At 69.1% G+C, this 18952-nt stretch carries 13 protein-coding genes; 7 read left to right on the top strand and 6 right to left on the bottom strand.

Features of this window, described 5'->3' with window-relative positions:
* Positions 1–370 precede the first annotated feature (370 nt).
* Positions 371–3499 (bottom strand): DUF4215 domain-containing protein, encoded by a 3129-nt coding sequence (locus VEC57_10020; GenBank protein HYB99451.1) that lies wholly within the window; start codon positions 3497–3499, stop codon positions 371–373.
* 237 nt (positions 3500–3736) lie between these two features.
* Here VEC57_10020 and VEC57_10015 point away from each other — a divergent pair, with 237 nt between their 5' ends.
* Entirely contained in the window at positions 3737–4225 is a 489-nt protein-coding gene (locus VEC57_10015; protein HYB99450.1) for a peroxiredoxin, read from the top strand.
* Positions 4226–4263: 38 nt separating this feature from the next.
* Here VEC57_10015 and VEC57_10010 read toward each other — a convergent pair whose 3' ends face one another.
* Positions 4264–6378 (bottom strand): hypothetical protein, encoded by a 2115-nt coding sequence (locus VEC57_10010; GenBank protein HYB99449.1) that lies wholly within the window; start codon positions 6376–6378, stop codon positions 4264–4266.
* Between the two features lie 174 nt (positions 6379–6552).
* Here VEC57_10010 and VEC57_10005 point away from each other — a divergent pair, with 174 nt between their 5' ends.
* On the top strand, positions 6553–8856 hold the full coding sequence (locus tag VEC57_10005; protein ID HYB99448.1) for a hypothetical protein: 2304 nt from the start codon (positions 6553–6555) through the stop codon (positions 8854–8856).
* A gap of 308 nt (positions 8857–9164) precedes the next feature.
* Here VEC57_10005 and VEC57_10000 read toward each other — a convergent pair whose 3' ends face one another.
* Positions 9165–10382, bottom strand: a complete 1218-nt coding sequence (locus VEC57_10000; GenBank protein ID HYB99447.1) for an acyl-CoA dehydrogenase family protein — start codon at positions 10380–10382, stop codon at positions 9165–9167.
* Between the two features lie 232 nt (positions 10383–10614).
* Here VEC57_10000 and VEC57_09995 point away from each other — a divergent pair, with 232 nt between their 5' ends.
* Positions 10615–10998 (top strand): hypothetical protein, encoded by a 384-nt coding sequence (locus VEC57_09995; protein ID HYB99446.1) that lies wholly within the window; start codon positions 10615–10617, stop codon positions 10996–10998.
* Positions 10999–11004: 6 nt separating this feature from the next.
* Positions 11005–11883 (top strand): glycosyltransferase family 2 protein, encoded by an 879-nt coding sequence (locus VEC57_09990; protein HYB99445.1) that lies wholly within the window; start codon positions 11005–11007, stop codon positions 11881–11883.
* 18 nt (positions 11884–11901) lie between these two features.
* Here the strand turns inward: VEC57_09990 and VEC57_09985 are convergent, their stop codons facing one another.
* The gene (locus VEC57_09985) at positions 11902–13518 is read right to left on the bottom strand and encodes an FAD-binding oxidoreductase (protein ID HYB99444.1); all 1617 of its coding nucleotides are present in this window, start codon (positions 13516–13518) and stop codon (positions 11902–11904) included.
* An 84-nt stretch (positions 13519–13602) separates the two neighbouring features.
* On the opposite strand from VEC57_09985, the gene VEC57_09980 reads away from it, so the two are divergent.
* From VEC57_09980 to VEC57_09970, 3 genes are all read left to right on the top strand, one after another.
* Positions 13603–14658, top strand: a complete 1056-nt coding sequence (locus VEC57_09980; GenBank protein ID HYB99443.1) for a glycosyltransferase — start codon at positions 13603–13605, stop codon at positions 14656–14658.
* A 103-nt stretch (positions 14659–14761) separates the two neighbouring features.
* Positions 14762–16408, top strand: coding sequence for a long-chain fatty acid--CoA ligase (locus VEC57_09975; GenBank protein ID HYB99442.1), 1647 nt, complete (start codon positions 14762–14764; stop codon positions 16406–16408).
* A gap of 83 nt (positions 16409–16491) precedes the next feature.
* Positions 16492–17058: a DUF99 family protein gene (locus tag VEC57_09970; protein HYB99441.1), complete on the top strand. Its 567-nt coding sequence runs from the start codon at positions 16492–16494 to the stop codon at positions 17056–17058.
* Between the two features lie 36 nt (positions 17059–17094).
* On the opposite strand, the gene VEC57_09965 is transcribed toward VEC57_09970, so the two are convergent.
* Entirely contained in the window at positions 17095–18291 is a 1197-nt protein-coding gene (locus tag VEC57_09965; GenBank protein HYB99440.1) for a M20 family metallopeptidase, read from the bottom strand.
* Complete coding sequence (locus VEC57_09960; GenBank protein ID HYB99439.1) at positions 18288–18938, bottom strand: DsbA family protein; 651 nt, start codon at positions 18936–18938, stop codon at positions 18288–18290. Before VEC57_09960 ends, VEC57_09965 begins: the two co-directional genes overlap by 4 nt.
* Between the last annotated feature and the right edge of the window lie 14 nt (positions 18939–18952).

The raw sequence follows: 18952 nt of genomic DNA, 5'->3' as shown, positions 1-18952 counted from the left end.
TACCAGGCAAACGAACCGAAGGCGCGAGCGAAGCGAGCGCGGCCCGAAGGCGCGAGCGAAGCGAGAGCCGCCGCCCGAAGGCGAGCAGCGAGCGAAGCGAGCGCCCTCGCCCACCGCAACGACCGATCCACCACCAGCCGACGAGCAGCGGCGGCGATGGCGAGCCGGCCGCAAGGCGCGCGGCGCGCGCACAGCGCAGGCGGGCTGGAGGCCCGCCGGAGCGAGCACGCGACGCGCAACGCAGCGGCTGGCCGTCAGCGGCGCCGTCCGCCTATTGAATCGCCACGACGGCGCTCAACGCGTGAAGGAGGGCCGCCGCCCGCTACCACGTAGCGGGCGGCGTCGCGCTTGCGCGCTCTTGGACGGAGCCTCACGGCTCCTGGGTGAGAAATGGATCCGTGTCGACGGGGCCCGTGACGCGGCTTTGCGGACTCAGCGAGCACCACCAGTTGTTCTCGGCTTTCACCGTGGTGGCCGTAACGTTGTGCACTTCGCGCGGCGTTCCATTGGGCGCCACGTTGTCGCAGAGGATGTTGCCGCCGGGGCTCGAGAAGGCCTCGCCGTCGATGATCTGGGAGCCGCCGCCGAGGTCGAGCGTGGCACTCTCGTCCACGCCGACGCCGCCGAGCCCGAGCTCGCTGCTGCCCAGACCGCCGTTGCCCACGACGATGTTGTCCCACATCGCGACCTTGGAGCTCGACATCGCCAGCAGGCCGCGGAACTCGTTGTTCACGAACGTATTGCGCCACGCCAGCATCTGCACGGTGCCGCCGACGCGGACGCCGCGGTCGCAGCCGTCGATGGTCGAGTCGACCATGTGCACGATCTGGTTGTTGGTGCCGCCGCCGTCGAAGCGCGGGCCCAGGCAGCGGTAGATGCCGGACTCGTAGAACCCTTCCATCCGCGTGCCCTCGATGAGGTAGCGGCCGCTGTCGGTCATGCGCACCGGCTGCTGGCAGTCGGTGAAGAGGCTGTCGCGCAGAATGGCGTTGTAGTGCTCACGCAGCAGCGGCTCGGGCGAGGTGGCGGCCGTGTTGCCGTAGTTCTGCATGCATTTGCCGCAAGCCGTCTTGGCGTGAATCTCCTTGAAGATGTGCCCGACGCCCGAGCTGCTGCCGATCGAGTCGTCGCAGTTGTGATCGATCGTGACGTTCTCGACGTTGTTGTTGTTGCCGGCGGTGTGGATGCCGTCGAAGAAGTACTTGATCGTCAGGTTGCGCACCGTCTGGTTCTGGCCGGTCAGGTTCATGAAGTAGGTGCCGTTGTTGACGTCGGGACAGTCGCAGGTGCCGTCCGGGTTGAGTGCGACGCGGCACGCGCTCGACGACATGACGCGCCCCCAGCACTTCGGCGTCATTTCGAACGTGATGTTGCGGTCCAGGCCGTCGACCACGAGGTTGTTGCACGAGTTGCTGCGGCCGGTGCTGCCGTCGGCGATCTGGATCGTCGTATCGGTGCAGTTGAAAGTGATGTAACGGGTCGGCCCGCCGCACGCCGCCAGTGCCGCGTGGAAGGCCGCGGCGGTGCACTGCGTGGCGCACGAGTAGGTCCCCGGCACGTTGACGCAGGGGTTGGATCCCGTGCAGGTGTGCGTGCCCAGCGCGCACTCGTCGATGTCCACGCACGAGCCGTTGACGAGACTGTAGCCGGCATCGCACACGCACGCCGTGTAGCTGGCGTTCGGGCTGCTGCCGGCGGGGCAGTAGCGGCACTTGACGACGCCGTCCACCAGAGCGCACTCCTCGCGGTCGCAGCTCGAGGAGCAGCCGTCGCCGGACTGCGCATTGCCGTCGTCGCATTCCTCGTCCGACTGGCGCCAGTCGTCGCCGCAGCCTTCCTCGTGGCAGGTGGCATCGCAGCCGTCGTCGGGGACGACATTGCCGTCGTCGCACTGCTCGTTCGCCGTCAGGTTGAGTGTGGAGTCACCGCACGTGGCGGCGGTGCAGTCGACGTCGCAGCCGGCCGATTCCCCGGCCGCGTCGCACTGCTCGCTGGCCGAGACGTTGAGGGTGCCGTCGCCGCAGAAGGCGTTGGTGCAGTCGGTGTCGCAGGTCGCGCTCTGGCCGGCCGTGTCGCACTGCTCACCGCGGGTGGCGTTGCGGGTGCCGTCGCCGCAGGTCGCGACGGTGCAGTTGGAGTCGCAGCCGGCCGACTCGCCGCCGTCGTCGCACTGCTCGCCGCGGGCTGCGTTGGTCGTGCCGTCGCCGCAGACGGCGAGCGTGCAGTCGGTGTCGCAGGACGAGCTCTGACCCGAGGTGTCGCACTGCTCGCCGCGGGTGGCGTTGTGGGTGCCGTCGCCGCAGGTGGCCAGCGTGCAGTTGCTGTCGCACGAGGCGCTCTCGCCGGCGGTGTCGCACTGCTCGCCGCGGGTGGCGTTGCGGGTGCCGTCGCCGCAGGTGGCGGCCGTGCAGTCCGCGTCGCAGGCGGCGGTCTCCCCGGCGCCGTCGCAGGCTTCGCCGCGAGCGGCATTGACCGTGCCGTCGCCGCAGACCGCGACCGTGCAGTTGGCGTCGCACGCCGCCGACTGGCCGGCATCGTCGCACTGCTCGTTGCCGGCCTGGTTGGCATTGCCGTCGCCGCAGGAGACGGGCGTGCAGTCGTCGTCGCAGGCAGCGCTTTCGCCACCGGTGTCGCAGGCCTCGCCGAACTGGACGACCGCATTGCCGCATTCCTCGATCAGGCAGGCGTTGTCGCAGCCGTCGCCGAGGACCTGGTTGCCGTCGTCGCACTGCTCGTTGTTGTCGGGTTGGGTGATGCCGTTGCCGCAGCGAAGCGTCAGGGTGCAGTCGGGCTCGCAGCCGTCGCCGGGCTGATCGTCGGCATCGTCGCACTGCTCGAAGCCTTCGGTCTCGCCATTGCCGCAGCGGACGCGAAGCATCGCGGCCTGCGCGTCGATGGCTGCGTCCACGGCGGCGCGCGCGGTGTCGAAATCGGCTGTCGCGCACGTGCCCGCTTTTCCCCACCCGACCTTGGCGGCAGCCAGAGTGCTCGCCGCGCAGGCGTCGATGGCTTCGGGCGAGGAGGCGAACCCGCGGCTGCTGCAGTCGGCATATTTGGATGCGTACTTGCTGAGCAGCACGGCGCGCTTCTGCACGCACGCGTTGGGCATGACGTTGGCCTGGAAGAGGAGGTTCTCGACGGCGCTGGTCTGCCAGCCGTCGTGACCGTCCAGCGCCAGGCTGTCCATGTCGCCCGGGCACAGGAAGCCGTAGCGATCGGCCGCGGCATCGGCTGCGGCGACCCTGGCCGCCGTGGCGGTGGTGACCTTGTCCAGGCAGTAGTCGAGCGAGGCCGCGGTTCCGCCCTTGGCGAATCCTGCGTGGCACTTGCCCAGCTGCTTGGCGCCGTACTTCGATGCGGCGAGCTTGCCGCTGTAGCAGCTCGCTTCTGCGTTTGATTGTGCTGAGGCCGGCTGAATGCCCACCACCAGTGCAATCCATGGGACGATGGAAGCCAGGAGGAGGAACAGACGCCGGCCCCCGACCGCCGGTCTGTCCATGCGCCGGACTATAGGGGGCATAAGCGCGGCCGACAAGCGGGTTGATCCGGAAAGTTGTGTAAAATCAGCTAGTTATATTTTATCACGTCCTAAGTGCCATAGCCGGAAGGCGCGGAGCTGGCTGGAGGGCTGGTGCGTCCTTATGGGGCATCTGCGTGCACGGGTTTCGTTGCCTGCGCGCGCGCCCTCGTCGAGACTGAGCGTCAGAGACGCTGGAACATACGGGAGAATACGGAGTTGCGAAGCATTCTGCGCAAGCTGCTGGGCAGGGAACAGGGACCGCCGAAGATGCTGGAGCCCGGCACGGCAGCGCCTGAATTCAGCGTCAAAGCCCACGACGGCACGACCGTGGCGCTGTCGGCGCTGCGGGGAAAAAAAATCGTGCTGTGGTTCTTTCCCAAGGCGGATACGCCGGGCTGCACCATCGAAGGCAACAGCTTCCGCGACCGCTACGACCAGTTCACCGCTCGCGGCGCGCGCATTCTCGGCTGCAGCTTCGATGACGCCGCCGACAACAAGGCGTTCGCCGAGAAGTTCGGCTACCCGTTTCCCCTGCTCTGCGACACCACCCGCACCGTCGGCCTCGCCTATGGCGCCTGCGACAGCGCGAGCGCCAGGAACGCGCGCCGCATCACCTACGTGATCGATGAGCACGGCCGCATCGCGCACGCGCTGCCGAAGGTCGACCCGACCACGCACATCGCCCAGGTCCTGTCCCTGCTCTGACCTGGCGCGCCGCCCGCAGCGGACCGGGCACGGCGCGGCTACGGCGCGCGCTTCAGGAAGGGCTGGTAGTCCACATGGCCGAACACCAGATCGGCCGGTGATTCGTATGTGCACCACCAGTTGTTCTCGGCCGGCACCACCGTAGCCGTCTCGTTCTCGACGTCGCGGGGAAGCTCATCGCCGCCGAGATTGCCGCAGAGCGCGTTTCCTCCGGGGCTGACCACCTCGCGGCCGTCGATGGTGATACCGGGGCCGCCGCCGAGGTCGGCAAGCGCATCGGCCAGCACGGTCACGCCGCCGTAGCCCGTCTCGGTCGAGCCGTCCCCGCCATTGTCGCGGATGCTGTTGTCCCAAAGCGCGACGCGTGCATCCCCCGCCACACGCACGCCTCGAATCGTGTTGTCGTGGATGATGTTGTCCCACAGCAGCCCGTCCGAAAGGATGCCGAAGCGGATTCCGCGGCGGCAGCCCTGGATGACGCTCGAATCCATCTCGACCGCCAGCTCGTCGTCGGTCATCCCGGAAAAGCGTGGCCCGTCGCACGGGAAATCGGGGTCGTCCGACGGCGTCATCGTCACCCCGCGGATCCGGTAGCGACCGCCCCTGCTCAGCCGCAGCGGCGTCAGGCAGCCTTCGAAGCGCACGTTCTCGAAGATCGCGCTGTAGTGCCCCGCCACGCGCGGATCGGTGTCGGTCGTGGCGAGGTCGCCGTCGCTCTCCGAGCACTTGTCGCACCCGTGCAGCGCTTCGAGATTGCGGAAGACGTTGGCGGTGCCGCTTCCCATGCTTCCGAACGCGTCGTCGCACATGCGCTCGAAGCGCACGTCCTCGACGACGTTGGAGCTGCCCTGGCTGCGGATTCCGTCGAAGAAGCCGCGCACCGTCAGGTTGCGCACCACGTTGCGGTCGCCCTCGAGGATGAGAAACGGTGTTCCGGTATCGACGTCGGGACAGGCGCAGGTGCCGTCGGGCTCCAGCATGGTGCGGCAGCGCTCCTGCGGAAGCGGCACCTTCCAGCACAGCGGATCCATCTCGAAGGTCAGGTTGCTGCCGGCGCCGTCGATGACGAGGTCATCGCACATGACCCGGCGCGGATCGTCGATGAACCCGCGCGCCACCTGGATCACCTGATCCTTGCAGTTGAAGGCGATGGCGCCGGTGGGAGCGCCGCAGGCGGCAAGCGCCTCGTGCAGCGCCTCTTCGGTGCACGGAATCGCGCACGCGTGCGTGCCCGCAAGATTGACGCACGGGCGCTCGGCAGGACAGCCGCCGGCGTCGGCGGCGCATTCGTCGATGTCGGCGCAGCTTCCGGGAGTGCCCTGGTAGCCGTCGGGGCATCGGCACGCTCCGGTCTGCGGGTCGAGGATGGCGTCGTCCGCGCACACCGCGCAGACGACGCCGCTTTGCACGCGAGCGCACTGCTCGATGCGGCAGTCAAAGGTGCAACCGTCGTTGCTGACGGTGCCGCCGTCATCGCATTCCTCATAACCCGCGACGTGGCGGTCGCCGCAGGTGACGGTCAGACGCTGCGCCTGGGCTTCGACGTCCTGGCGAAGGCGCGTCACCAGCACGTCCGGGAGCGGCTGCTCCCCGATGCAGTCGCCGGTGCGCGCGGCGATGTCGTTCCAGGCTTGCAGAAGATCCTGGCGCGGATCCTCGATGCATTCGGTCATCTCGTCGGCGTCGGGCTGCAGGAGCTGACGGATCCGGCAGTGCGAGGCGGCCTTCGCATAGCGCCGAACTGCGCCTATGCGCTGCCGGGTGCAGTCGGCACCTGCGCTGCCGGCCGCCCACATCTCGTCGACCAGCCGCTGCGGCCAGCTGGCCGGCCCCTGCACACCGAGCGACTCGGGCGTGGCGGGACACGAATAGCCGCTGGCCATCGCCGCATCGTCGGCAGCGGCAAGGCGCGTGCGAAAGAGCGTGCGCACTCGCTGCCGGCAGTCGCGCAGAAACTCGAGCTGCTCCGGCGCCGGAAACCGCTCGGCGCAGCGAAGCATTCGGGCGCCGGAGGACGCGGCGGCCTTCATCTTCGCGAACAGGCACGCCTCGGCGGGATCCAGAGCGGATGCGAAGTCGCAGGCGGTCAGCAGCAGCGCGCAGCACAAGCCGAGCGCCGCCGTTGCGCGGCCCGCGCGGATGGCCGGAAACATCACGGAACCGCGATGCTACACGCGCCGCAGCGCGCTTCGAAAGGGCAAGAATCGATGGGTCGGGAATGATGCCCCAGCCGAGGATGCCGTGGTGGCGCAGCTGGCGGCATCGAATCGGGGCGCCGCTCCCGGAAAGCGGCCGGGAACGGCGCCGGTTCCGATGATCGTGCGTCAGTGTCTGCCGCGCTGGGGGTGGCCGCCGCGCTCGCCGCGCTCACCACCACCGCCGCCGCGCTCGATCTGGCGCGGCTGCTCGCGCACGCGCTGCTGCTGCATCGGACGCTGCTGCTGCGATCGCTGTTGCATCTGGCGCTGCTGCTGCGCGCGCTCCTGCATCTGCCGCTCCTGCGCCCGCTGGCGTTCGTGCTGCACGCGCTGCTGCTGCATCTGACGCTCCTGCGCACGCTGCTGCTCGCGTTGCTGCTGCACGCGCCGCTCCTGCGCACGCTGCTGCTCGCGTTGCTGCTGCATCTGCCGCTCCTGCGCCTGCCGCTCGCGCTGCTGCTGCATCTGCCGCTCCTGGGCACGCTGCTGCTCTCGCTGGCGCTGCTGCATCAGCTCCTGGCTGCGGCGGTCGTCGCGTTGCTTCTGCTCGCGCTGCTGCTGCATCTGCCGCTCCTGGCGCTCGCGCTCGCCGCGCTGCTGCTGCATCTGCCGCTCGCGCTCCTGCCCGCGCTGCCGCTCCATCTCGCGCTGCTGCTGCTGGCGACCCTGCTCCTGCTCCCGCTGGCGGTCACGTTCCTGCTGCTGCTGGCGATCGCGGTCCGCCTGTTGGCGCTGGCGATCCTGCGTCTCACGCTGCTGGCGCTCACGGTCCTGCTGCTGCGCCTTCTCACGCTGCTCGCGCCCGCGATCCTGCTGCTGCGCCTTCTCACGCTGCTCGCGCTCGCGATCCTGCTGCTGCGCCTTCTCACGCTGCTCGCGCTCGCGGTCCTGCTGCTGCGCCTTCTCACGCTGCTCGCGCTCGCGGTCCTGCTGCTGCGCCTTGTCGCGCTCCTGCTGGCCCCGCTCCTCGCGCTGCGCCCTGTCGCGCTCCTGACGCTCGCGCTCGGCGCCTGCGCCGCCGCCGGGGCCGGCCTTGTCACGATCGGAACGCTCGCGATCCACCGCGTCCTTGCCCGGCGCACCCTTGTCGTCCCTGCCCTGCCCGTCGCGCTCACGGCGCTCCCGATCCGCATCCGCACCGCGCTCGCGCGGCTCGCGCGGGTCCTTCGGATCGCGCGGCTCGCGCGCGTCGCGCTCGCGGCCCTGCTCGCCGTCGGCAGCGCCACCGCGGTCGCGACCATCGCGCTCGCGGCCCATGCCGTCGCGTCCCGTTCGATCGCGATCGCCGTCGCTCCCCTCACGGTCTCGACCGTCGCGGTCGCGCTCGCCGCCCACGGCGTCGCCGCGGCCATCGCGGCCGCGTTCCGTGTCTGCCGCATCGCCGCCACGGCCGTCGCGGCGATCACGGCGGTCGGCATCCATCGCGTCACGGTTCCCGCGGCCCTCGCGGTCGCGCCCGTCACGTTCGCTGTCGCGCAGATCTCGATCGGCCACCTCGCGCTCGCGCTGGCGGTCGCGATCGACACCCTCCTTGGGCGCGCGCTCCCAGATCTTGCGCTCCTGCTCGCGCTCCTCCTTGCGCGGCTCCTTGGCGACGCCGAGCTTGTCGGGCGTCTTATCGGGCCTCTCGCGCACGCGCGGCCGGAACACCTCGATGCGATCGCCGCGGCGCTCGTCGTTGCGGGTCGGCCGGTCGACCCGCTCGATGCGCGCGGGGCGGATCGGCCGCCCTACGGCCTTCTCGATCATCGAGCGGTCCAGCGCGCGGCCGATGCGCTCGGGGCGGCTGTAATCGATCTGTCCGGTGATGTCGCGCGAGCGCGTGAAGAGCCGATCGCGCTCGTGCCGATCGCGAATCACGACGCGATCGATGCGCTCGGAAATGAACTCGCGGTCGCGGACGAAGATCCAGCGGTCCCAGTCGCGACCGCGGTGACGGTGATGCCAATCCGGGTAGTCGCGCCAGCGGCGCGACCAGTCCCATTCGTGATGGATCTCGAAGTAGGCCGGCCACAGCGGAGCCCAGCCGACGTGCCCCGCCTCCACTCTCCAGCTCACCCACGCCGGCGCCCACACGCGGCCCGGCACCCAGGTCCAGCCGTAGATCGGATCGAAGTACCAGCGGCCGTAGTGGTAGGTGGCCCAGCCCCATGGCTCATAGGAAGCCCAGGTCCAGCCGAATTCGTCGGACCAGACCCAGCGTCCGCGCGTGTAGGGCCGCCATCCCACGTCGACCACGGTCGGAGACCACACCCAGCCGAACTGCACGTGGTTGACCCAGCGGCCATGCGGCGCGAGCTCGGTGTAGAAGTACGCTTCGTCGATGACCTGCGCCTGGGCTGTTTGCGGAACGGCCGTGTCGACGAGCACACCGCCGGCGCTCGCGCAGCCCAGGAAAAGCGCGAAAGCCAGCCGTTGAGACATCCGCAATGATTTCATGTTCGAGCTCCTTGCAACCGTGATGACGGGGAGGTTGATCCCGCCTGCTTCGACGTCTTTGAACCATGCTGCTTCAATCGACAAGGGGGGCGCGGCGCCCTCCGATGATCCATCGCCTCTGGCCGGCAGGCCAGATTGAGGAATGAGTCCTCAGTGGACTGGACCCGGCGCTGCAGTGGTGAGGCGATCGTCTACAGCCGCGGCTGCAGCCGTCGGCGGCCGCGGGGAGAACCGGGACAACGAAGTTTTTTTTCGTTTTCGTGGCGGTCCGGCCGCCGCAATGGCGTAACGAAGGGCTGCCGTCAGTAGAGCAGGCCGTAGCCGGTGGCGCTGCGCGTGGAGCCCTCGTTCCTGTAGGCGTCGACCACGAAGCGCGCCATCTGTGTCAGATGAACCTCGTCGGCGCCGTCGACGAGCCGCGCCGAGCGCGCCTGCCGCATCATCTTCTCGAGCGGCGTGTCGGTGGAGAAGCCGAGCGCGCCGTGGACCTGGATCGCACGGTCCAGGATGCGCCAGAGCGTGTTGGCGACGTGATATTTCGCCATCGAGATTTCCTGACGGAAGGGAAGCTTCTCGCCGAGCAGATAGGCTGCGTGCAGCGTCATCAGCTTTCCCTGGTAGAGCTCCATGGCCGACTGCGCGATCATCCACTGGACGCCTTGCTTGTCGGCCAGCGTGCCGCCGTGCAGCTCGCGCGTGGTGGCGCGCGCGACCATCATCTCCAGAACCATCTCGCACTGGCCGAGCCATCGCATGCAGTGCGCCAGACGTCCCGGCCCGAGCCGGACCTGTCCCAGACGGTGTCCTTCGCCGCGGCCGCCGAGCATCGCGTCGGCCGGGACGACCACGTTGTCGAAGCGGATCTCGCAGTGGTTGTGCTGGCCCGCCATCGTCTCGACGTCGCGCACGATCTCGAAGCCGGGCGCGTCGGTCGGAACGATGAACGCGGAGTTTCGGGCCTGCGGCGGATCGGCGTCCGGATCGGTCCTGGCGATGACGATGGCGAACTGCGCGCCGCGCGCGCCGGAGATGAACCACTTGTGCCCGTTGATGACCCAGTGATCGCCTTCCTTGACGGCGTGCGTGCGGATGCCGGTGGGATCGGAGCCGGCCACCTCGGGCTCGGTCATGGCAAAGCAGGACCGCACGCGACCTTCGACCAGCGGGCGCAGGTACTTCTCCTTCTGCTCGTCGGTGCCGAAGTGCAGCAGCGTGTGCATGTTGCCTTCGTCGGGCGCCTGGCAGTTGAGCACGAAGGAGGCGATGCGGTTGCGCCCGCATTCGGCCGACACGGTCGCCATCTCCACCGGCGACAGTCCCATGCCGCCCCACTCCCTGGGCATGTGCGGGCACCACAGCCCGGCGGCGTACGCCTTCTTTCGCAGGCCGATGATGCCGCGCCGCCACTCCCCGCTCTTCTCGCACTCGGCCTCCACCGGCTCGATCTCGGTCTGGATGAAGCTGCGGATGCGATCGCGCAGCGCGATCAGCTCGGGAGAGAGCGAGAAGTCCAGGGCCATCGGCAAATCCTCGTTCGCGTGTCGGTATGCGCGCGGGCGGCGCCGCCTGCGTTCGGGTCTCTACCAGCGCGTCGCCGGAACGCCGTCCTGCTTATGCCATCGGATGCGGCGTGCAACACGAAGGGCAGCGCGACGAGGCCGGCGTGGCGCCCGACTGCCGAGAACCGCAAGGCCCGCGCAGCTTGAGGCCACCACCGGCCACGGCTACGCATCCGCCACGGAACGAAGCGTGATGCCCGAGCGCGACGACGTATTCGCCAGACGCGTCTTCACCGGCGCCGGAATCTACGGCGTGCTGTGCATCGCTCCGATGTACTTTCTGGAAAGCCGCATCGCCGCCGGCAACCCGCCTGCGATCACGCACCCCGAGTTCTACTACGGCTTCGTCGGCGTGACGCTGGCCTGGCAGCTGGTCTTCCTCGTCATCGGCCGCGACCCGCTGCGCTACCGGCCGCTGATGCCGGTGGCGATGCTCGAGAAGCTCGCCTTCGGCCTTGCCGTGCCGGTCCTGATGATGCAGGGACGTGTCAGCGGCGCTCCCGTGGTCGGTGCAGCCGTCGACATGATGCTCTTCGTCCTGTTTGCCGTGTCCTACCTCCGCACCAGGACCGCATAGCAGCCGATGTCGGAACAGCTGGCGCACGGCTCACCCGAAAAGGCAGCAAGCCGCACCGGCACGGTGGCGGTGGTTCTGAGCTGGAACGATGTCGAGTTGGTGCGCGATTGCCTGGTGCGACTTGGCCGCTCCTCGCCACGGCCCGATCACGTCGTCGTCGTCGATAACGGATCGGACGACGATCTGGCTCCTGCCTATCGGGCCGCGCTGCCCGGCGTGGAGATCGTACAGTCGCGGCGCAACGTCGGGTTCGCAGCCGCCGTCAACATGGCCATTCTCCGTGCAGCCGCGCTCGGGGCGCGCTGGGTGTGGCTGGTCAACTCCGACACCGAGGTGCAGGCCGGTACTCTGGCGCGCCTGCTTGCCGCCGCCGCGACGCATCCTCGCGCCGGGCTCGTCGCACCGGTGCTGCTGGATCGGCACGGCCAGGTGCAGGCCTGGGGCGGCGGCAGCGCGAGCCTGTGGACGGGCGTTTCCCGCCATGCGCGCGGCGCCTGTGACCGCATCGACTATCTCTCCGGCGCCTGCCTGCTCGTGTCGATGCAGATGCTCGGAGACGTCGGCGGACTGGACGAACGCTTCTTCTTCTACTGGGAGGACGTCGACCTGTCGTTTCGTGCGCGCGAAGCCGGCTGGCAGCTGGTCGTCGCCGACGCTTGCCGCGTGGTGCACTACGAGGCGACGGCTCTCGGCCCGTGGAGCTCGGCGCGATGGTTCCGCCTGTTCGAGGGGCTTGCGCTGTTCCTGCGAGCGCGCGCTCCGTTGCCGGCGCTCGCGCTGTGCGTCCGGCTGCTGCACCACAGCGCGATCATGATCCGGCACCGGCGCTGGCCGGCGCTGCGCGGGGCATGGCGCGGAGCGGTGGCGGGCTGGCGCGACGCGTAGGTCGCAGCCGCCGTCGCGTCAGCGCACCGGATCGATGAGCACACCCGGGTTCATCACCCCGGCCGGATCGAGCTCGCGCTTGGCGGCCGTCAGCGCGCGCGCGAACAGCTCCGGCCGTTGCCTGTCGTACCAGGGCCGATGATCGCGGCCGACTGCGTGGTGATGCGTGATGGTGCCGCCGAGGCGCAGCACGGCATCGCAGGCCACCTCCTTGATCGCATCCCAGTCCTCGAGCTGACGCTGCGGCTTCGATGGCGCCAGGATCGTGAAGTACGGCGCCGGGCCGTCAGGGTAGACGTGCGTGAAGCGGCAGGTGACGCTGCCGCCGCCGCATCGCCTGCGCACCACGTCCAGGACGGCCTCGGTGACGCCGGCGTGGAACTGCTCGAAGCGGTCCCACGTGATCGAGGTCTCGAACGTATCGCTGATGGCGCCGAGGCCGACCAGCGCATCGCGCAGATACGGCGCGCGCAGGAAGGCGTCGCGCCACGCGCCGGCCGCTCCTTCGCGCGTGGCGGCTTCATCCGTGCGCGTCTTGCCGGCACCTTCCGGATAGCGCCCGCCGTGATCGCCCACCAGTTCCAGCGCGCGCGCCATCCATGCATCGAGCGGATGGTCGGCGGATTCGAAGCCGAGGATGAGCACGTGCGAGACGCCGTCGCCGGCCCCGCTCGTCATCGCTTCGTTCGCGTCGAGCAGGCGAAGGTTGGTCGGGTACAGACCGGCCTGGCCCACGGCGCGCACCGCACGCGCCGCCGCGTAGTAATCGTCGAACAGTACGGTGACCGAGGAGCGATACTTCGGCCGGTCCTGCAGCCGCATCCACGCCTCGGTGATGATCCCGAGCGTTCCCTCGGAGCCGATGAAGAGACGATCGGGGCTCGGCCCGGCGCCCGATCCGGGCAGGCGCCGGCTCTCGAGGGTTCCGGCGGGAGTGACGACGCGCAGCGACTCGACGAAGTCGTCGATGTGCGTGTAGAGCGTGGCGTAGTGGCCGCCCGAGCGCGTGGCGATCCAGCCGCCGAGCGTGGAGAACTCGAACGATTGCGGAAAGTGGCGAAGCGTCAGGCCGTGCGGCCGCAGCGCTTCCTCCAGCGCCGGCCCGTAGGCACCGGCCTGGATACGCGCGGCGCGCGAGCTGCGATCGATTTCCAGAACGCGGCCAAGCCGGCTCAGATCGATGGTAACGGCGCCGGCGTAGCCGTCGCTCAGGCCGCGCGCTTCCGTGCCGCCCATCACCGAGGAGCCACCGCCGTAGGGGATGGCGGCAACGTTGGAGCCGGAGCACCAGTCGAGAACCGCGACCAGATCGGCTTCCGTTGCAGGAAACGCGACCACATCCGGGGCCGGCGAGAAGTCGCGGCGATAGGCGCGCACGACGTCGCGAAAGGCCTTGCCGTAGGTGTGGCCGGCGCGCTCGAGCGGCGCGGTCGTGCAGAGCGCCTCCAGCGAGGACGGCGGCTTCACGCGCGGCCGCGGCAGCTCGATCTCCTCGATCCTCGGCTCGGGCTGACGCTGGAGCGGCTCGCCGCCGAGCCGCGCCGTCAGCATCGCGCCGATGGCGTCTTGATGATCGACAGTCGGTCCCTCGCCTTCGTATCCCCAGCCCCAGAACTTGCGTCGTCGTTGGCTCATGTCGCCTCCACGGGCACCGTTGCCGCTTGCACGGAATCGAATCGGGCCGCTTCCTTTACACCTACGTGCATTGCATGAGAACCCATGCCGCCGCCCGCGTCCGACGCTCCGGCCATCAGCGTGTTGATGCCCGTGCGCGATGCACAGCCGTGGCTGGGCGACGCCCTCGAGTCCGTTCTGGCGCAAAGCGAGCCGGCCTTCGAGTTGCTCGCCGTCGACGATGGCAGCAGCGACGACAGCGCCCGTCTGCTGCACGAGCACGCGCAGCGCGATGCGCGGGTAAGGCCGCTGCAGACCCGAAGCACCGCGCGAGGCATCGTCGAGGCGCTGAACCTCGGCCTTGCGGTTGCACGCGGCACGCGGATCGCCCGCATGGATGCCGACGATCTGATGCATCCGTGCCGGCTGGCGATGCAGTCGGCGATGCTCGACGACGACCCGTCGCTCTTCGGCGTCACCTGCCGCACGCGCGCGTTTCCCGAGAGCGAGGCTGGCGACGGCATGCGCGAGTATCTGGCGTGGCAGAACGGGCTGGCGACGCCCGCGCAGATCGCGCTCGAACGCTTCGTGGAGTGTCCCGCGCTGCACCCGACGTGGATGCTGCGCGCAGACGTGCTGCGCGAGCGCCTCGGCGGCTGGCGCGATGCCGGCTGGGCCGAGGACTGGGACCTCATGCTGCGCGCGCACGAGCTCGGCCTTGCCATCCGGCGCGTGCCCGAAACGCTGATGAGCTGGCGCCAGCACGCGCGCCAGGCATGCCGCAGCGATTCTCGCTACGGCGAGGAATCAATGATGCGGCTGCGCGCGCATTTCCTTGCGCGCTTTCTGGCGCCGATCGAGAAAGGCCGCGGCCTGTGGATCCTCGGGGCCGGCCCGGTGGGCAAGCGGCTGGTCAAGGCGCTTGCCGGCGAAGGCGTGGTGGCCGATGGCCTGGTCGACGTCGATCCGCGCAAGATTGGCGGCGTCGTGCGCGGCGGCGGGCGCTCGTGGCCGGTCATCGCGCACACGCATCTGGGCGAGCTTTCACCACGGCCGTTCGCAGTGAGCGCGGTGGCCGGCGCCGCAGCGCGTCTTCGCGTGCGCGCCGAGCTCGCACGCATCGGATGGACCGAGCCCGACGATTTCGTCCTCGCCGCGTAAGGAATAGACACGGGGTCAGGTCTCGAAAACGCGGTTTTGTGCCTGGAGAAGGACGCGCGAAGCCGCGGATTCGGACGTGACCCCGTTCAGGAGGTTGGAAACGATGACGATGCAGAAGACTCCGCTGTTGATGTCGCGGTTGATGGAGCGCGGGCCCCTGCTGTCGCCGGCCGAAGAGGTCGTCACGCGCACGGCGCAAGGGATGAAGCGCCAGACGCTGGCGGAGACGCGGCAGCGGGCGCATCGGGCGGCGCGGGCGCTCGCTGATCTCGGCATCGCCCATGGCGACCGCGTGGCCACGTTCCTCTGGAACAACCACCGTCACCTGGAGCTGTACTTCGCCGTGCCGTGCATGGGCGCCGTCCTGCACACGCTCAACATCCGCCTGAGCGCGCGCGACCTCGAGTACATCATCAACCACGCCGCCGATCGCGTGATCTTCATCGACGAGGATCTGCTGCCGCTGCTCGAGCCGCTCGCCGCCAAATGCCCGACCGTCGAGCACTGGGTGGTGTGCTCCGATACCGCCGAGTGGAAGAGCTCGCTGCCAGGCGCGGTCGACTACGAGAAGTTCCTCGCCGGCAGCGACTGCACCTACTGCTGGCCCGAGCTCGACGAGCACGCGCCGATGGGCCTCTGCTACACCAGCGGCACCACCGGGGATCCCAAGGGCGTCATGTACACGCATCGGTCCACCTACCTGCACACCATGGCGCAGGCGATGACGGACTCGATCGCGCTTTCGGCGGTCGATGCGGTCTGTCCCATCGTTCCCATGTTCCATGCGATGAGCTGGGGCCTGCCCTTCACCGCAACCATGCTGGGCTGCAAGCAGGTGCTGCCCAATCGCTTCATGACGCCGAGGGACATGCTCGACCTGATGGCCGCGGAGAAGGTCACCGTCTCGGCCGGCGTGCCGACGATCTGGCAGGGCGTGCGCCAGGCCATCGAGGCCGAGCCCGACCGATGGGATCTTTCGGCGCTCTCGCGCGTGACGTGCGGAGGCTCGGCACCGCCGCCGTCCCTGATCCGCTGGTACTGGGACAAGCTCGGCGTCGAGATGATCCAGGGCTGGGGCATGACCGAGACCAACCCGCTCGGCACGCTCTCGCGCAAGGTCGCCAAGCGCTCGCACCTCAGCCTGACCGAGGATCAGCAGTTCGAGAACGTGGCCAAGGCCGGCCTTCCCATCCCCGGCCTCGAGATCGAGATCTTCGACGAGAATTGGAACCCGCTTCCGCACGACGGCAAGAGCGTCGGCGAGCTTCTGATTCGCGGCCCGTGGATCGCCTCCGAGTACTTCAACAATCCGCAGCCGAGCAAGTTCCACGACGGATGGCTGGTGACCGGCGACGTCGCCAAGATCGACCCGGAGCAGTACCTGATCATCGCCGACCGCAGCAAGGATCTGATCAAGTCCGGCGGCGAGTGGATCTCCTCCGTCGACATCGAGAACGACATCTGCGCGCTGCCCGGCGTGGCGCAGGCTGCCGTCGTGGCGCAGCCGCATCCGAAATGGGACGAGCGGCCGGTTGCGCTCGTCGTGTGCGCGCCCGGAGCGACGGTGACCAAGGAACAGGTGCTCGAGCATCTCGGCCGCACCTTCGCCAAGTGGCAGCTTCCCGACGATGTGCTGCTGGTTCCTTCGCTGCCGCTGACGTCCACCGGAAAGCTCGACAAGAAGGTCATCCGCGCCCAGCTCGGCGAGCAGGGCTACACGCTGCCGGACCTGCGCAAGGCTGCTTCCTAGGCCGACGCGCGGCGCCGGGCTCGGGCACCGCTGCCTGCGCGTGGCGATCTTGCCTGCCCGCGCCGGCGTGATGAGAAGAACCGATGAAGCGCCATGCGCCTCATCTGCTCGCCATCGACGACGGCCCCTTCGTCAAAGGCACATCGGCGACGACGCCGATCGTGGCCGTCATGACCCAGGGAGCGGGCGCCGTCGAGGCGGTGGCGATGACGAGCTTCGCCATCGACGGTGAGAACGTCAGCGAGTTCCTGGTCGAGTGGATCTCGGGCCTGCGCATGATCGGCAGCGTGCAGGCGCTCGTCTTCGGCGGCATCACCATCGCAGGCCTCGCGGTGCTCGATCCTCGACAGATATCGGAGCGCCTGGACAAGCCCGTCTTGATCGTCAACCGCAAGCCGCCGGGCGACGAAGTGCTGGTCGGCGCGCTGGCGGCGGCGGGCCTGCACGACCGCATCGCACTGCTCGAGAAGTGCCCGCGCTCCTTCGACAGCGGCCACAACGTGCACGTTGCCTGCGCCGGCATCGGCGCCGTCGAGGCGAGCGCGCTCGTTGCGGCCGGTCAGCTGCGCTCGCACCTGCCCGAAGCGCTGCGCGTCGCGCACCTGATCGCCAGGGCGGTGGTCATGGGAGAGTCGCGCGGCAGGGCCTGACGCGGCTCCGCCCGAGCACGGCCGGCGCCGCGCGCGTCAGCCTTCCATCATGCGCAACGCCGCCGCCACGTGCAGCGCGGCGCCCTTGGCAAGCATCGATTCGTCGATCTTCATGAGATCGGAGTGCAGCGGACCGCCGCCCTCGCAGCGCACGCCGAGAAACGCGATCGCGCCGGGAACGTTCTCGAGCACGTAGGAGAAGTCCTCGGCTCCCATCATCGGGCTCGGCATCTCGTGCACGCGCAGGCCGAGCGCCCGCGCAGTCTGCGCGATGAGCTCGACCGGCGCGTCGTGATTGACCGTCGGCGGGTAGCCCTCGTCCACCTGCACCTCGGCGCGAAGGCCGCGAGAGGCGGCAACGCCCTCGGCGACGCGGCGCAACTGCTCGTGCGCGATGCGCCGGCGTTTGGCGCTGAGGGTGCGGATCGTGCCGTAGCATTCGGCAGTGGGCGGGACGACGTTCAGCGTCGTGCCGGCCACGACCCTGGTAACGCTGAAGACCGCACGGTCGTCCGGATCGGTCTCGCGCGCAGCCACGTGCGAGAGGCCGTCGACGAAGGGGCCGATGGCGGGAATCGGATCGCTGGTCAGATGCGGCATCGAGGCATGCCCGCCGGCGCCGTGGAAGACGACGCGGAACGAATCGGCGGAGGCCATGATCGGCCCCTTGCGCAGCGACAGCGTATGCATCGGCGTGCTCGAGTCGATGTGCAGCGCGAACGCCGACTCGATGCCTTCGAGCACGCCTTCGTCGATCATGAGCCTGGCGCCGCCGAAGCCTTCCTCGCCCGGCTGGAACATCAGCCGCACGGTTCCGGCGAACGCGTCGCGCTTCTTCATCAGGAGCTCGGCAGCTCCGAGCAGCATCGCCACGTGCGCGTCGTGTCCGCATGCGTGCATGCAGCCGGCGACCTTGGAGGCGTAGGGCAGGTCGTTGTGCTCGCTCAGGGGCAGGGCGTCCATGTCGGCCCGCAGCGCCACCCTCGTTGCACGGCCGGTGGCGGTGCCTTCGATGTCGGCGACGACCGAGCTGAGCGTGCGTCCCGTCCGGATGATCGGAACGCCGATGCGCTCCAGCTCCGATACCACCAGGGCCTGCGTCTTCGGCAGCATCAGCCCGAGCTCGGGCTGCTCGTGAATGCGGCGGCGGTTGGTGATGATCGTGCCCGCCAGCGCCTGCGCGTCCTCTTCGAGATTGCGCAGCGCCGCGTCGGCCAGGACTGGGGGCTTCATGCAAGGACCTTCCTGCGTTCGAGCGTCTTGGCGATGACGTTCTTGTAGACGGCCCGCTCCTGCGCACCGGGAAGCTGAAAGCCTCCTTCGACGACGACGCAGGGCACACCATGGATGTCGAGCGAGATCGCCTCGCGATGATCCTCGATCACCTCGGCGAGCACCGAGGCGTCGTCGAGATCACGCTCGAACCGGTCGACGTCGAGACCGCACTCGCCGGCGACGTCGATCAGGTTGGCCGTGTCCGTTATGTTCCTGTTGCGTGCGAAGTACGCGTGCATGAGCGCCAGGTGGTAACGCTCCAGCGCGTTCTGCCGCGCCGCGGCCTTGACGGCGACATTGGGCGGAATCGAGTGCGACGGCGGCGGCTCGTCGGTGGACCAGACCTGGAACTCGCCGGCGTCGGGCTGCGCGGCCGGCCGCATCCAGGACTGCGTGTAGCGGCGAAACGCGTCGAGAGACCGCGGCTGCGGCTGCGGTCTCAGCAGGTAGCTCTTCCACTGCAACGAGAGCACGTCGCCCACCTCGTCTCGCACTCGTGTCAGCGTCACCGTGGCGTTGTAGCACCACGGACAGAGAACGTCGGTGTAGACGGTGAAGCCGATGCTGCGCGCCGCGCCCATTGCGGCGATGGTGGCACCGGCCACCGGAGGCCGCAACA

The organism is Candidatus Limnocylindrales bacterium (assembly GCA_035626395.1).
Classification (GTDB): Bacteria; Desulfobacterota; Binatia; order UBA1149; family CAITLU01; genus DASPNH01.
Note: the sequence above shows the minus strand (reverse complement) of the source record. Positions and strands in the feature narration are given on the sequence as shown.

Coding starts and splice junctions, on each gene's coding strand:
- VEC57_10020 (HYB99451.1), bottom strand. CDS start 3,499: ATGGACAGACCGGCGGTCGGGGGCCGGCGTCTGTTCCTCCTCCTGGCT.
- VEC57_10010 (HYB99449.1), bottom strand. CDS start 6,378: ATGTTTCCGGCCATCCGCGCGGGCCGCGCAACGGCGGCGCTCGGCTTG.
- VEC57_10000 (HYB99447.1), bottom strand. CDS start 10,382: ATGGCCCTGGACTTCTCGCTCTCTCCCGAGCTGATCGCGCTGCGCGAT.
- VEC57_09995 (HYB99446.1), top strand. CDS start 10,615: ATGCCCGAGCGCGACGACGTATTCGCCAGACGCGTCTTCACCGGCGCC.
- VEC57_09990 (HYB99445.1), top strand. CDS start 11,005: ATGTCGGAACAGCTGGCGCACGGCTCACCCGAAAAGGCAGCAAGCCGC.
- VEC57_09985 (HYB99444.1), bottom strand. CDS start 13,518: ATGAGCCAACGACGACGCAAGTTCTGGGGCTGGGGATACGAAGGCGAG.
- VEC57_09980 (HYB99443.1), top strand. CDS start 13,603: ATGCCGCCGCCCGCGTCCGACGCTCCGGCCATCAGCGTGTTGATGCCC.
- VEC57_09975 (HYB99442.1), top strand. CDS start 14,762: ATGACGATGCAGAAGACTCCGCTGTTGATGTCGCGGTTGATGGAGCGC.
- VEC57_09970 (HYB99441.1), top strand. CDS start 16,492: ATGAAGCGCCATGCGCCTCATCTGCTCGCCATCGACGACGGCCCCTTC.
- VEC57_09965 (HYB99440.1), bottom strand. CDS start 18,291: ATGAAGCCCCCAGTCCTGGCCGACGCGGCGCTGCGCAATCTCGAAGAG.